This window comes from Pseudomonas sp. FSL W5-0299, from assembly GCF_005930655.1.
Taxonomy (GTDB): domain Bacteria; phylum Pseudomonadota; class Gammaproteobacteria; order Pseudomonadales; family Pseudomonadaceae; genus Aquipseudomonas; species Aquipseudomonas mandelii.
This window is the reverse complement of record NZ_RXHX01000046.1, coordinates 1-14,865: the sequence shown is the minus strand read 5'-3', so window position 1 is coordinate 14,865 and position 14,865 is coordinate 1. Positions and strand designations below refer to the sequence as shown.

Genomic DNA, 14,865 nt, shown 5'->3' with positions numbered 1-14,865 from the left:
CATGTCTGACTTCTCTGGCTTGGCGCTGGTCATCGAGCCGAGCGACTTGCTCCCTCGCCTTGAGTCCCGCGAACTGATTCTGGTGGACCTGACCAGCAGTGCCCGCTATACCGAAGGGCATATTCCCGGTGCACGCTTTGTCGATCCCAAACGCACACAACTCGGCCAGGCGCCTGCGCCTGGGCTGATGCCGCCGCAAGCGGCACTCGAAACGTTGTTCGGTGAGTTGGGACATAACGCCAATGCCACCTACGTGGTCTATGACGACGAAGGCGGCGGCTGGGCCGGGCGCTTTATCTGGCTGCTCGATGTCATCGGCCATCGCAACTACCACTATCTCGACGGCGGCCTGACAGCCTGGCTGGCAGAAGGCATGCCCATGTCGATCCAGATCCCGGCCCCCGCTGGCGGCCCGATTGCGTTGACCCTGCACGACGAGCCGACCGCCACCCGCGAATACCTGCAAAGCCGTCTCGGTGCCGCCGACCTGGCGATCTGGGACGCGCGTGGCCCTCTGGAATACTCCGGCGAGAAAGTCCTCGCAGCCAAGGCCGGGCACATTCCCGGAGCAGTAAATTTCGAATGGACGGCCGGCATGGATCAAGCGCGCAACCTGCGCATCCGCACGGACATGCCGCAGATCCTGGAACAACTCGGTATCACCAAAGACAAAGAAGTCATTACCCACTGCCAGACTCACCATCGCTCTGGCTTCACTTATCTGGTGGCCAAATCCCTCGGTTATCCGCGGGTCAAAGGCTACGCCGGCTCCTGGGGCGAATGGGGCAACCACCCCGATACGCCCGTAGAGATTTAAGGTTTTTAAGGACAGTCCATGAATAAGCGTTTGTTTATCCTCAGCCAATACCTGCTGCCTCACCACTTGCTCTCGCGACTGGCCGGCTGCATTGCCGAATGCCGCGTGCGTTGGTTCAAGAATGCCTTTACCGCCTGGTTCGCCAAGCGCTATCAGGTGGACATGTCCCAGGCGCTGGTCGAAGACCTGACGGCTTACGAGCACTTCAACGCGTTCTTCACCCGCGCCTTGAAAGACGGCGCTCGCCCGCTCGATGAAACCCCGGGCGCCATTCTCAGCCCGGCCGACGGTGCGGTCAGCCAACTCGGCCCGATCGAACATGGCCGCGTGTTCCAGGCCAAGGGCCACAGTTTCAGCGTGCTGGAATTGCTGGGCGGTGATGCCGCCAATGCTGCGCCGTTCATGGGCGGCGACTTTGCGACGATTTACCTGTCACCGAAAGACTACCACCGCGTGCACATGCCGCTGGCCGGCACCCTGCGCGAGATGGTCTACATCCCGGGCCGGATTTTCTCGGTCAACCAGACCACCGCCGAAAACGTGCCGGAACTGTTTGCCCGCAACGAACGTGTGGCGTGCATTTTCGACACCGAGCGCGGGCCGATGGCCGTGGTGTTGGTGGGCGCGATGATCGTGGCGTCGATTGAAACCGTGTGGGCCGGACTGGTGACGCCGCCGAAACGCGAGCTGAAAACCTTCCGTTACGACGAAGCCGCCCGCGCGCCAATCCATCTGGAAAAAGGTGCGGAACTGGGTCGCTTCAAGCTGGGTTCGACCGCTGTGGTGCTGTTCGGGCCGGATCAGGTGAAGTGGGTTGAAGGGCTCGGCGCCCTGTCGCCAGTACAAATGGGCCAGGCGCTGGGCCTGCCAGCAGCCTGATTGGCTAATCCGCCCCATCGAACGTCTTCGAAGGGGCGGACATTTCGGTAGCGCCGTTACTCTATCTGCCCACGAAAGCCGATCGGCCCTTCGTTGGCGTAGGTATTGGTGCCACTGAGGTTTTTCCCTCCATCACTGGAGGTGACGCTCAACGCCACAACGTTCTGATTATCACGGCCGCCGATGACCCACTTGCCACCCGGATGCCATGGAGCGTCATTGCCGCCCCACTGATTTTCCACGTTGTACTGGTTCTGGCCCGTGCGCTGAGCCTTGAAGCCAATGGGACCTTCACCCGCGTAAGTCATGGTGCCGGTGAAGCTCTTCCCGCCATCGCCCGATTTGATCTCGATCGCGACCACGTTCTGGTTGTCCCTCGCACCCAACGTCCAGTCTCCGCCCGGATGCCAGGGTGCCGAACTACCGCCCCATTGATTTGCCACTACGTATCTAGACATGAACCTCATCTCCTTGAAGTTACAAGAGACCTGCCCTGCGTAGGCAGCAGGCCGCACGACCGTGCGTATCCAGTCGCACGTGTGTCAGATTAGTAGTACGCCCGGGCAGCACTCGACTGACAGACAAACGGTCGACATCCGTAACTGCTACAGTCAGATCATTCACTGCCCATTTCCCGGTTGGAGTTTTTCTACGGCATGAATGAAACCAGCCCTCACCTGCTGCTACGCGCCCCGATCCCGGCTCAATTGCGCCTGACATTCTGTGAACCGACGCCACGCGACCTCAAGCGCTGGATTGCCAACCTACCCAAAGCAAACATCGGTGAAACCGCTCGCCTGCTCTATCAAGGCTTGAGCGAACTCAACCAGCTGCTCACCCCCAGCGACAATCGCCTGCAACTGCTCGAACTGTTGCGACCCGAGGTGTATTACGTCTGCAAACACCTGGAACGGCATTTCCTGCATCAGGCGATAGTGCTCGACGAGCGTTCGCGCAAGATCGCCAACCTCTGCCAGGCCCTGCAAAATCATTTGGCGATTGGTTACAAACAGATCGTCGTGCGCATCACCCCGCGCTTCAGCAAGGACCGAGCATCGCTGCTGACCCAAGCGTTGCAACGGGCGATCCATTGCCTGAACGGGCCGCTGATTCGCTCGACTCAACTGTATTGCCCGGTACCGGAAGGTCTGTGGCTGGAGCTGCATCAGCTGTATCGGATCGCCTGCACACTCAAACTCCAGCACCTGAGCCTGCGCGATGAGTTGGCCAGCCAGACCAAAACCCTGAGCGTCGAACAGACTTATGTAACCGCCCTGCTGCTGGGCGCGTCCCGCTGCAATCAACTGCGCCAGAACCAGATCGCCCGGCTCGCCGAGGTCTTGGAGCCCTGGAGCCAATGGATAAAGTTGCAACCCGGCCAACCGGCAGACGGATTGTTTGCCGTCGCGGCGGACCTCGACACCGGGCCGCGCTATCGTTCGAAATTCAGGGCCGAGCAGCAGGCCGGTTTGCTGGGGATTGATCCGCAGCCGCTGGTCGCCGCCATCGAAGCGCATCTGCAAGGCAATGACGGCACACCGCCGCTGCCGGTACCGACCGGGCTCAGCCTGGATACCCTGCAACACCTGCACGCTGCCTGGGGCCAGGCGGCCGAGCGCAGTTTTCAGCGCACGGTTGGCCAAGGCACCTTGACCTTGTGTGTGGGCATGAGCGCATTGCACTTCTACCTGGGCGGGCAACGTTCGTTCAGCGATATTCTGAAAAACCCCGGTACTCGACTCGCGCAGTTCTCGGCAGCGTCCCCGACGAACCAGGGAAAGGACCAATGGCACCACGCGTTCGACGCCGCCCCCCACGGCAGCGCCGATACCTTGCTGCCCTACGAAGAAATTGAATACCCGCACCTCCAGAGCGACGACGGCCAGGAGGCGGCCGATAACAATCGGCACTTTCCGACTTACGCCCTGCCGGTCATCAACCACAGCCCCGGCGGTTATTGCCTGGCGTGGCCCGACGCGGTGCCCGCCGAGTTGCAGGCTGGCGAAATGATCGGCATCCAGGACTCTGCCAATCAGGGCTGGAGTATTGCGGTGGTGCGCTGGATTCGTCAGGTGCGCGGCGGCGGGACGCAAATGGGGATCGAGCAGGTCGCGCCTTACGCCGAGCCTTGCGGGCTGCAACTGGTGCGAACGCGGGACGACCACAGTCAATATCTGCGCGGCCTGTTGCTGCCGGAAATCAGCGCCATCGACCTGCCCGCCACGTTGCTCGCTCCGCGCCTGCCCTTTCAGGAAGGCAGCAAAGTGCTGATCAACACCAACGGCCAGGAACGCCGTGCCGGGCTGGATCGGCGGGTGGCGAGCACCAACAGCTTCAATCAGTTTGCCTACCGTTCGCTGGAGGCGAACAGAAACGACAACGCCGCGGGGAGCGGCGTCGAGGAGGATTTCGATTCGTTGTGGAAGTCGCTCTGAGGGTGAATCCAATACCTGTGGCGAGGGAGCTTGCTCCCGTATGGACTGCGTAGCAGTCCTTTTTCGGGGCCGCTTCGCAGCCCAGCGGGACGGTGCGGCGATCCGACAAGCTCCCTCGCCACAAGCGCCTTTCAGCCCTGGGGAGACTCAGAGCTGCCCGTCACGGTCCCGAAAGCCCAGCAGATACAGCACGCCATCCAATCCAAGGGTGGAAATCGCCTGCTTTGCCGACTGCTTCACCAGCGGCTTGGCGCGGAACGCCACGCCCAGGCCGGCAATTGCCAGCATCGGCAAATCGTTGGCACCGTCGCCGACCGCAATGGTCTGCTCCAGGCGCAAACCTTCCTTGTGCGCCAGCTCCTTCAGCAGATCCGCCTTGCGCTGCGCATCGACAATCGGCTCGACCGCCACACCGGTGACCTTGCCGTCGACCACTTCCAGCTCGTTGGCAAACACATAGTCGATGCCCAACTTGGCCTGCAATTGCTTGGCGAAGTAGGTGAAGCCGCCCGACAGAATCGCGGTCTTGTAGCCCAGGCGCTTTAGCTCGGCAAACAGGGTTTCGGCGCCTTCAGTCAGGCGCAACGAAGCACCGATCGAATCCAGCACGCTGACGTCCAGCCCCTTGAGCAAGGCCAGGCGTTCCTTGAAGCTCGCGCGAAAATCCAGTTCACCGGCCATCGCTCGCTCGGTGATTTCCGACACCTGATCGCCCACGCCTGCGGCCTTGGCCAGTTCGTCGATGACTTCGGCTTCGATCAGCGTCGAGTCCATGTCAAATACCGCCAGGCGGCGGTTACGGCGAAACAGCGAATCTTCCTGAAAGGCGATGTCGACGTTCAGTTCCTGGGCGACGCTGAGGAATTCAGCCCGCAGCGCCTGCGGGTCAGCCGCTTCGCCGCGCACGGAAAACTCGATGCAGCCCTTGCCCTTGTCGGCCGGGGTGTCCAGCGGCATGCGCCCGGACAAGCGATCGATGTGGTCGATGTTCAGGCCATATTTGGCGGTGATCGAGCTCACGGCCTGCAACTGTCCGGCGGTTACTTTGCGGGTCAACAGCGTCACGATGTGGCGCTTTTTACCCTGATTGCCGACCCACTGCTGGTAATCCCCTTCGGACACCGGGGTGAATCGCACCTGCTGATCGAGCTCGTACCCCTTGAACAGGATGTCCTTGAGCACCGACTTGCCTTGCTCGGTATCAGGAATTTCAACCAGGATGCCGAACGACAGGGTGTCGTGGATCACCGCCTGACCAATGTCGAGAATGTTCACACCACCCTGGGCCAGAACACCGGTAATGGCCGCAGTCAGACCCGGTCGGTCGACTCCCGTGATGTTTATCAGGACGATTTCGCGCAAGGCGCACCCCCGCAAGTGGAAAAAAACCGCATTCTACCCACTTTCAGTGACCATCGGGCACCGTGAGCGCTTTGCCGGTCTAGGGCCTGTCGCTATACTGCGCGTCAACTTCACGGACAAAAGAGCCGAGCTCAAGTGAACCGGCCCACGCCAGTAAAAACCGATAACTTCTTTCTGCTGATCTTCCGTGCACTGCGCCACCGCCGTGTACCGATTGCATTGCGCATCGCCAGCCATAACGTGATCCTGGTCGCTCTGGCCCTGGTGATCTACGCCTGCGTGATGGGTTTGCAGTTCAAGCAGGCCATGCACGAGCAGGCCGATGCGCTGGGTGAAAGCCTGACCACGCAGACTGCCACGTCCGCCACGGAGCTGTTGGTGTCCAACGACATCCTCAGCCTCAACGTGCTGCTCAACAACCTGACCAAAAACAAGCTGGTGGCCCACGCCGCCATTTACAGCGTGGATAACCGCATCCTCGCCGAAGCCGGTCAGCGCCCCAAGCACAGCCTGCTGGGCGAAGCCGAGGGCATGTACCAGAGCAAGATCACGTTCCAGGACGTCACCGCCGGGCAACTGCGCATCAGCCTGGACATGGATCAGTTCCAGCAACCCATGACCATCAGCCTGCAAAGCATGGGCATTTTGAGTGCGATTCTGCTGGCCCTGTCCCTGGCCTTGAGCCTGCGCCTGGGCCGGCACATCTCCACGCCGCTGCTGCAACTGCGCGTGTGGCTGCGCAATATCGACGAATACACCCCGGCCACCGAGCGCCAGGACGAGATCGGCGACCTGGCGCGTCAGCTGCACGCCAACTTCGCGCCGGAGCCGGCCGAACCGGAACCCGTGCCGGAGCCGGAATACGACGACAGCGACTATGAAGACGCCGACGATAACGAGCCGTCCTTCGAAGTGCGCAACCTGCGGGATCCGAGTTTCGATGAAAGCAAACCTGTGGCCGGCCTCAAGCCAGCGCCACGGCGCAGTGTCAGCACCGTTGAAGACGACGATGACGACGATGCGTTTGCTGACTTGCGTGATGAATCGGCCGACGTTGCGCCTAAACCGCTCGCAAAACCGGCGATTTCGAACGTGCCGCAGCACAGCGCCGTACTGGCCGTGCAACTGGGCGCTCAAGATCAACTGCGTCGTCTGCCTCGCACCCGCCTGGAAGAACTGCTGAAACGCTATCGCGACTGCCTCGATCAGGCAGCTTCGCTCTATCAGAGCGAACTGCACACCCTGAACGATGGCAGCACGCTGATGCTGTTCCACACCGAAGACAGCGGCGACGACTACCTGACCAACGCAATCTGCTGCGGTGAATTGCTGCGAGCCTTGGGTCATCAGTTGCAGATTGAAGTTGCAGACAGCGGCATCACCCTGCAATTGCAGCTGGGCCTGACGCTGGGTGATGAGCTATTCGGTCTGAGCCAGATCGACCTGCTGCTGACCGAAGCCGCTCAGGATGCCCTGGCCTTGTCGCAACACAGCCGCAACCTGCTGCTGGTGGAGCGCAAGATCGGTGACGACGCGCTGATACGCCAGCGTGCGCGGATCCGCCCGATTGCCAGCCCTGAGGGTGCGTGCTGTGTGGAGCGGTTGATGGAGCCTTATCCGTCGATGCTGGAGCGACAACTGGCGCGGATGCATGAGCGTCGGGCGTAAGCCTTAAACCCCAGAAGTGAAGAAGCCCGCAGACGAGTGATCGTCTGCGGGCTTTTTTGTTGCCTGTGTCCCGGCCTCTTCGCGAGCAGGCTCGCTCCCAGAGGTCCTGCGTCGTTCGCGCGATAGGTGTACGACACAAAACCTGTGGGAGCGAGCCTGCTCGCGAAGAGCTCAGGACAAGCGTCAGATATCTGCACCCTGCAGAAACAACAAAGCCCACATCACTGCGGGCTTTGTTCTTGGATCAATCCAGGCTTAGAACCTGAACACTTCCATATCGGTCCGGATCGGCGAGGCCATCGGGATCTTCGGCTGTTTCTCTTGCTCTGCCGCGGGAGCCACTGGCTTCGGAGCAGGCTTTTTGGGTGCTTCAGCGATCGGCGGTTGATTAGCCAGTGGCTTGAGCGCCACGGACAATTGCTCGGCCAGACGCTGCAGCAACACCCCCTGAGCCTGAACCTGAGCCGCCGTGCCGCCTGCGTGCTGCTCCTGCAGGTGAATGATGCGGTTATCGCGAACCTGGCCACGACGGTCGATCAGGCGCCATTGCGCATCCAGGATCGCCGGTTGCGATTCGCCCGAGTCCAGACGAGTAATCGTCAGCAGCACCTGGACATCCGGCGTGAAGCCGAGGGTCGCAGGCGCCAGCACAACCCGCTGACTGTCCAGATGGCCCGCCACCTGACGCAGCAACAGCTGATCAACGTCCGACGACAGGCTTCCAGCCCAACGACCGTCGGTCGACGCCTGAAGGCTGCCATCCGGCTGTCGCTGCAACAAGGTTTCGCGTTGCAGGTAATCCGCAAGCGTTACCGGGCCGAGCAATACCGCCATGCCGGCGCTTTGCGCAGGCTGAACCGGACTTCCGCTGTCCAGCTGATACAGCGACACCGGCTGGTGAACGCTGCAACCCGCCAGGCCAAGAACGCCAGCGAGCATCAAAATAAAAGGAAGGCGCAGAGCAGTCATCGTCCCATCCAGGTGGTTGCCACAAGGCTAACCACAGTGAAAATACTCAATAAATATGAAGAACGCTCGGCCACGCCGGCGCTTGAAAGGCCATATCATCCGTGAATATGCGTTCCGACTCCAGCGGCAAAGCGTCGATCTACGCGTTAAATCGTAGATCGAGCGCTCTAGGCCGCTTAATTGAGGTTTTCGACGAGCAGCGCATCGACCCGCTGGAAGCCACGTGGCAGTTTGTTACCACGACGACCACGCTCACCTTTGTAGTGTTCGAGGTCGTCCGCTTTCAGCGACAACGTACGTTTTCCGGCCTGAAGCACCAACGTGGCGCCCTCCGGCAGTACGGCGATGTCCGTGACATATTCTTCGCGACTGGCCACACGCTCACCGTTGATCCCGATGATTTTGTTGCCTTTGCCCTTACCTAATTGTGGCAGATCACTGATCTTGAAGATCAGCAGGCGACCTTCGGTGGTCACCGAGGCCAGCCAATTGTTCTCGCGATCGGTCACCGGGCGCGGAAGAATGACCTTCGAGTTGTTCGGCAAGCTCAACAACGCCTTGCCCGCCTTGTTCTTGGCTTGCAGGTCTTCACCCTTGACCACGAAGCCGTATCCGGCATCGGAGGCGATCACGTACAGCGAATCGTCTTCCGGCATCAGCACGCATTCGAAACTCGCCCCTGGCGGCGGCGTCAGACGGCCGGTCAACGGCTCGCCCTGGCCACGGGCCGATGGCAGCGTGTGGGCCGCCACCGAATAACTGCGACCGGTGGAGTCGATAAACACTGCAAACTGGTTGGAGCGACCCGGTGCCAATGCCTTGAAACCATCCCCGGCCTTGTAGGAAAGCCCGGTGGCGTCGATCTCGTGGCCTTTGGCAGAACGCACCCAGCCTTTTTCTGACAGCACGACAGTCACTTTCTCGTTCGGCAGCAGATCGTGCTCGGTCAGGGCCTTGGCTTCGGTGCGCTCGACGATGGGCGAACGACGGTCGTCGCCGTAGGTTTCGGCGTCCTTGATCAGCTCGGTACGTACCAGCTTTTTCAGCTTGGCTTCGCTGCTCAGCAGGGCTTGCAGCTTGGCTTGTTCCTTGAGCAGTTCATCCTGCTCGGCACGCAGTTTCATCTCTTCCAGTCGCGCCAACTGACGCAAACGGGTGTCGAGAATGTAGTCGGCCTGGATTTCGCTCAAGGCGAACCGTGCGATCAGCGCGGCTTTCGGGTGTTCCTCGGTACGGATGATGTGAATCACTTCATCCAGGTTGAGGTAGGCAATCAACAAACCGTCCAACAGGTGCAGGCGACGCTCGACCTTGTCGAGGCGGAATTGCAGACGACGACGCACGGTCTGCACGCGGAATTCCAGCCACTCCACCAGCAGCGCACGCAGGTTCTTCAGCTGCGGTTTGCCGTCCAGGCCAATGATGTTGATGTTGACCCGGTAGCTCGACTCCAGCTCGGTGCTGGCGAACAGGTGTTGCATCAGCGCATCGTGGTCGAAATTCTTCCGCGCGCCCGGAATGATCACGATCCGGCACGGGTTCTCGTGGTCGGATTCGTCGCGCAGGTCAGCGATCTGCGGGGCTTTGGACGGTTTGGCCTGCATCATCGCCGCGATCTGCTCCAGCACCTTGGCGCCCGAGACTTGATGCGGCAGCGCGGTGACGATGATGTCGCCGTCTTCGATGTGGTACACGGCGCGCATGCGCACCGACCCCTTGCCGGTTTCGTACATTTTCAGCAGATCGGCACGAGGCGTGATGATTTCCGCTTCGGTCGGGTAATCCGGGCCCTGGATGTGCTCGCAGAGCTGCTCGACCGTGGCTTTGGGTTCATCGAGCAAGCGCACGCAGGCTGTCGCGACTTCACGCAGGTTGTGCGGCGGTACGTCGGTGGCCATGCCCACGGCGATGCCGGTGGTGCCGTTGAGCAGGATGTTCGGCAAACGCGCCGGCAACACCAGCGGCTCGTCGAGTGTACCGTCGAAGTTCGGCCCCCAGTCCGCCGTGCCCTGGCCCAGTTCGCTGAGCAGCACTTCGGAATAACGCGACAGCCGCGCCTCGGTGTAACGCATGGCGGCGAAGGACTTGGGATCATCCGGCGCACCCCAGTTACCCTGGCCGTCGACCAGCGTGTAGCGATAGCTGAACGGCTGGGCCATCAGGACCATGGCTTCGTAGCAGGCCGAATCGCCGTGCGGGTGGAATTTACCGAGCACGTCACCGACGGTACGCGCCGATTTCTTGTGTTTGGAATCGGCGTCCAGCCCCAACTCGCTCATCGCATAGATGATGCGCCGCTGTACCGGTTTCAGGCCATCGCCGATATGCGGCAAGGCACGGTCCATGATCACGTACATGGAGTAGTTGAGGTAGGCATTTTCGGTGAAGTCAGCCAGTGACCGGCGTTCTACACCGTCCAGGCTGAGATCAAGGGAGTCGCTCATGCGGGCCTCATCGGTTCGTTGTCTGGCGCAGCAGCATGGTGCCACCGCGCTGGGTAAATTCAAGTTTGTTCAGCGCGCTCATACCGAGCAGCACTTGCTTGCCATCCAGGCCTGGCACGACGATGGCGCGCACATCACGCAGCACAATGTCGCCCAGTTGCAGCCGGTCGACGCGGGTTCGATAACCCTCGGTACGACCGTTGGCGGTGCTCAGGGTCACCCCGAAGCCTTGTTCCAGTTTCAGCCGTTCGGCCATTTGCGCCGGGATTGCCACATCGGTTGCCCCGGTATCCAGCATGAAATCCACCGGCTGGCCATTGATCTGGCCGCTGGCGACGAAGTGCCCCTGGGTGTTGCTGGCCAGTTTCACTTCAATAAAACCTTCGCCCTGCTCCGAGCTGACGACCACATTGGGATTTTGCTGCCGATCCTCCCACTGGCCGAAAAACCGCGTCGCCAGGAATAGCGCCGCGCACCAGGCCAGCACCATGAACACCCGACCGGCACGCTTTCCCGGCGTTTGCTGGCTCACGGCTTGGCACTCCAGCCACCTTCAGGCGCGGCGAAGCGCCAAACGACCGGGCGAACCTCGCCATCGGCGCGGGCATCGTTGTTGTTGTCGGTGCCGACCCAGGCACCCTCGGCGTCGACCATCAACGCTTCAGTCAGACCAAACGGATTTTGATAGCGGCGGTGTTCCTGCAAGGCTTCATCGGCAAATGACCAGCAGCGCTCGACCTTGGCCGTCTCCGGGTCGCGGCGGCAGATCTGGTAAGCGTTGCGTTCAAGGGTAAACAGCTTGCCGTTGAACAGCGATACATCGGCAAAGTCCCGAGTCACGGCTTTGGCCCGTGGAAACTGTGCCGGCTGCATTTCTTTTCCCGCCTCGCTCAGCAGCACGCAGCCACCGTCGCAATCCCACACCGTCTGTTTGCGCTTGATCAGCAACAAGCCACGGCTTTGACGCTCGGCGGCGAGCCACAATTGATCGCCCGCCGGATTGATCGCCAGCCCCTCGAACAGCGCATTGAACTGCAACAGCATGCCACTGGCCCGAGCTTCGCGAACCAGCATCGGCGAGATCTTCAGCCAGGACGACGGCCCAACGGGCGGCACTTGCAGGATCGCGGCATGGGACTCGCTGACGATGTAGCGATTACCCGCGCTGTCGCAAGTGATGCCTTCAAAATCCAGGTCCCCGCCCCGTACAAACGCCGCGACCCAGGCCCGCGAACGCAACCCCCAGGGCAAACCGCTGTCCGGCACCGCCGGCACGCCGATGCCCACGGTTTCGGCCTGCCAGACCGTGTCGCGGGTATCGAGACGGTAGATCTGGTCATCGTCGCGATCGGAGACCGTCCACAAGTCTTTGCCGCACTGGGCCAGCCCCGACAGATTGCCGCCGCGCATGCCGTCGACGGGATGCTCGGACAACAGGCGCAACTGCGGTGCCGGTTCGGAAAGCGCCGAAACGGAGGTCAGAAGTAACGCACACGCCAGGGCAAAGCCAGCCCGCATCAGCCAAGAACCTCGGCGAGGTTGCCTTTGGATTCCAGCCAGGATTTGCGGTCACCGGCGCGTTTCTTCGCCAGCAGCATATCCATCATTTCCGAGGTCGCTTCGAAATCGTCCAGCGTCAACTGCACCAGACGCCGCGTGTTCGGGTCCATGGTGGTTTCGCGCAGTTGCGGCGGGTTCATTTCACCCAGGCCTTTGAATCGGGTGACCTGCGGCTTGCCGCGTTTCTTCTCGGCCACCAGGCGATCGAGAATGCCATCGCGCTCGGCTTCGTCGAGGGCGTAGTAAATCTCTTTGCCCAGGTCGATGCGGTACAGCGGCGGCATCGCGACGTAAACGTGACCGGCATCCACCAGCGGGCGGAAATGCTGGACGAACAAGGCGCAAAGCAAGGTGGCGATGTGCAGGCCGTCGGAGTCGGCGTCGGCGAGAATGCAGATCTTGCCGTAACGCAGCTGGCTCATGTCCGCTGCGCCCGGATCGACACCGATGGCCACGGCGATGTTGTGCACTTCCTGACTGGCCAGCACTTCGCTGCCGTCGACTTCCCAGGTGTTCAGAATCTTGCCGCGCAACGGCAGGATCGCCTGGAATTCCTTGTCCCGCGCTTGTTTGGCCGAACCGCCGGCGGAATCACCTTCCACCAGGAACAGCTCGGAACGCATCGGGTCTTGCCCGGCGCAGTCGGCGAGTTTGCCCGGCAATGCCGGCCCGGCGGTGATGCGCTTGCGCTCGACCTTCTTGCTGGCCTTGAGACGACGGCCGGCGTTGTTGATCGCCAGTTCCGCCAGCAGCATGCCGGTTTCCGGATGAGCGTTGAGCCACAGGCTGAACGCATCCTTGACCACACCGGAAACGAACGCCGCCGCTTCACGGGACGACAGACGTTCCTTGGTTTGGCCGGAGAACTGCGGTTCCTGCATTTTCATCGACAGCACGAAAGCGATGCGTTCCCAGACGTCTTCCGGCGCCAGCTTCACACCGCGCGGCAACAGGCTGCGGAATTCGCAGAACTCGCGCATCGCATCGAGCAAGCCCTGACGCAGACCGTTGACGTGAGTGCCGCCCTGCGCCGTCGGGATCAGGTTGACGTAGCTTTCCTGCACGCTGTCGCCACCTTCCGGTAACCACAGCAGCGCCCAATCGACCGCTTCCTTGTTGCCAGCCAGGCTGCCGCAGAACGGCTCGTCCGGCAGGCGTTCGAATTCGCTGACGGCGTCAACCAGGTAGGAGCGCAGGCCGTCTTCGTAATGCCATTCGACTTTCTCGCCGGTGGCCTTGTCTTCAAAACTGACCAGTAGCCCCGGGCACAGAACGGCCTTGGCCTTGAGCACGTGCTTGAGGCGGCTGATGGAGAATTTCGGTGAATCGAAGTACTTCGGGTCCGGGGCGAAGAACACGCTGGTGCCAGTGTTGCGCTTGCCGACGGTGCCGATCACTTCCAGCTCGGTTTTCTTGTAACCGTCGGCGAAAGTCATCTGGTATTCGTTGCCGTCGCGCTTCACGCGCACCCGGACTTCGGTCGACAAAGCGTTGACCACCGAAATACCCACCCCGTGCAGACCGCCGGAGAACTGGTAGTTCTTGTTGGAAAACTTGCCACCCGCATGAAGCTTGGTGAGGATCAGCTCGACGCCCGACACACCTTCTTCCGGGTGAATGTCCACCGGCATGCCACGGCCGTCATCGCTGACTTCCAGGGAGTGATCGGCGTGCAGGATGACCTGCACCGACGTTGCGTGCCCGGCCAAGGCTTCGTCGACGCTGTTGTCGATGACTTCCTGGGCGAGGTGGTTTGGCCGACTGGTGTCGGTGTACATGCCGGGGCGTTTGCGCACCGGGTCGAGGCCCGAGAGGACTTCGATGGCGTCTGCGTTATAAGAGCTAGCGCTGGGAGTGGCCATGGGGTCTCGTCGTCCGCCTGTCAAAAAAGTGTTCTGTGAAAAAGAGACGACGACTCACAGTGCTGTGAAATCGATCGCCTGATACAAATCTGCGCCGATACCGGCAAAACTCAGCATTGCCGGCAGTTGCGCGGCAAAACCCTGGAAACTATGGTCGCCGCCGGCCTGGATGCGCAAGGCACAGGCGCGGTAATACTGCTGGGCGAGGCGATAGTCCAGCGTTTCGTCGCCGGTCTGCAACCACACCTGATACCGCTGCGGATCCTGGGGCGCCGGCACTTCCAGCTCGGCCAGGGCCGTCACGTGGTCGTGGGTCAATTCCCAGGCCTCATCGGTATACAGGTTTTTCTGCGTCCCCAGATACCCGTCAAACATCCGGTGCGGACTGACGGCAGGGTTGATCAACAGGGCCTTGAGGCCATGGCGCTCGGCCAAGTGAGTCGCATAGTAGCCGCCGAGTGAGCTGCCTACCAGCAGTGGCCGCCCAAGGTCTTCAATCGCCTTGTTCAGCTGACCGATGGCTTCGCGCGGGTGGTGATGCAAGGCAGGAACGCGCAACTGATCGCTCAAACCCAGGCGGTCCATCACTTGCACCAACTGCGTGGCCTTTTTTGACGAAGGCGCGCTGTTGAAGCCGTGGATATAAAGGATCGAACCGGACATTTGAGCTCCCTGTGCGTCGGTAAAGAACGCGGAGTTTACAGGGAGTCGGGGGGATCGGGATATGCATGGCGGGCATGAGGGGCTGGGTAGACGCCATTGCGGGCAGTCTTGCTCCTACTGGGGAATGTCGGTACCTGCAAGAGATTGGTCGGCTGTCAGGCCGTCTTCGCGGGCAAGCCTCGCTCCTACAGTGGAATGGGTGTACC

The 14,865-nt window shown here is 61.2% G+C and carries 12 protein-coding genes; 4 read left to right on the top strand and 8 right to left on the bottom strand.

Features of this window, described 5'->3' with window-relative positions:
- Position 1: 1 nt before the first annotated feature.
- Positions 2-817 carry a rhodanese-like domain-containing protein gene (locus FHL16_RS30645; RefSeq protein ID WP_010464217.1) on the top strand — a complete coding sequence of 272 codons (816 nt, stop codon included), beginning with the start codon at positions 2-4 and terminating at the stop codon, positions 815-817.
- Between the two features lie 18 nt (positions 818-835).
- Positions 836-1,696, top strand: coding sequence for an archaetidylserine decarboxylase (asd, locus tag FHL16_RS30640; RefSeq protein ID WP_077750232.1), 861 nt, complete (start codon positions 836-838; stop codon positions 1,694-1,696).
- A 56-nt stretch (positions 1,697-1,752) separates the two neighbouring features.
- On the opposite strand, the gene FHL16_RS30635 is transcribed toward asd, so the two are convergent.
- Entirely contained in the window at positions 1,753-2,154 is a 402-nt protein-coding gene (locus tag FHL16_RS30635; protein WP_042932429.1) for a lectin OAA family protein, read from the bottom strand.
- A gap of 198 nt (positions 2,155-2,352) precedes the next feature.
- Between FHL16_RS30635 and FHL16_RS30630 the strand changes: the two genes are divergently transcribed.
- The gene (locus tag FHL16_RS30630) at positions 2,353-4,131 is read left to right on the top strand and encodes a molecular chaperone (RefSeq protein WP_077750231.1); all 1,779 of its coding nucleotides are present in this window, start codon (positions 2,353-2,355) and stop codon (positions 4,129-4,131) included.
- A gap of 147 nt (positions 4,132-4,278) precedes the next feature.
- Here the strand turns inward: FHL16_RS30630 and serB are convergent, their stop codons facing one another.
- Positions 4,279-5,493 (bottom strand): phosphoserine phosphatase SerB, encoded by a 1,215-nt coding sequence (serB, locus tag FHL16_RS30625; protein WP_010464223.1) that lies wholly within the window; start codon positions 5,491-5,493, stop codon positions 4,279-4,281.
- Between the two features lie 135 nt (positions 5,494-5,628).
- Here serB and FHL16_RS30620 point away from each other — a divergent pair, with 135 nt between their 5' ends.
- Positions 5,629-7,161, top strand: coding sequence for an AhpA/YtjB family protein (locus FHL16_RS30620; RefSeq protein ID WP_077750230.1), 1,533 nt, complete (start codon positions 5,629-5,631; stop codon positions 7,159-7,161).
- A gap of 255 nt (positions 7,162-7,416) precedes the next feature.
- Here the strand turns inward: FHL16_RS30620 and FHL16_RS30615 are convergent, their stop codons facing one another.
- From FHL16_RS30615 to FHL16_RS30590, 6 genes are all read right to left on the bottom strand, one after another.
- A complete protein-coding gene (locus FHL16_RS30615; protein WP_010464228.1) occupies positions 7,417-8,130 on the bottom strand; it encodes a PqiC family protein in 714 nt (237 codons plus the stop codon).
- Between the two features lie 176 nt (positions 8,131-8,306).
- Positions 8,307-10,574 carry a DNA topoisomerase IV subunit A gene (gene parC, locus FHL16_RS30610; protein WP_010464231.1) on the bottom strand — a complete coding sequence of 756 codons (2,268 nt, stop codon included), beginning with the start codon at positions 10,572-10,574 and terminating at the stop codon, positions 8,307-8,309.
- Positions 10,575-10,581: 7 nt separating this feature from the next.
- Positions 10,582-11,106 (bottom strand): retropepsin-like aspartic protease family protein, encoded by a 525-nt coding sequence (locus tag FHL16_RS30605; protein ID WP_077750229.1) that lies wholly within the window; start codon positions 11,104-11,106, stop codon positions 10,582-10,584.
- Entirely contained in the window at positions 11,103-12,092 is a 990-nt protein-coding gene (locus tag FHL16_RS30600; protein ID WP_077750228.1) for an esterase-like activity of phytase family protein, read from the bottom strand. The genes FHL16_RS30605 and FHL16_RS30600 overlap by 4 nt, the downstream gene beginning before the upstream one ends.
- Entirely contained in the window at positions 12,092-13,996 is a 1,905-nt protein-coding gene (gene parE, locus FHL16_RS30595) for a DNA topoisomerase IV subunit B (protein WP_010464236.1), read from the bottom strand. The genes FHL16_RS30600 and parE overlap by 1 nt, the downstream gene beginning before the upstream one ends.
- 54 nt (positions 13,997-14,050) lie before the next feature.
- Complete coding sequence (locus FHL16_RS30590; protein ID WP_077750227.1) at positions 14,051-14,659, bottom strand: YqiA/YcfP family alpha/beta fold hydrolase; 609 nt, start codon at positions 14,657-14,659, stop codon at positions 14,051-14,053.
- Between the last annotated feature and the right edge of the window lie 206 nt (positions 14,660-14,865).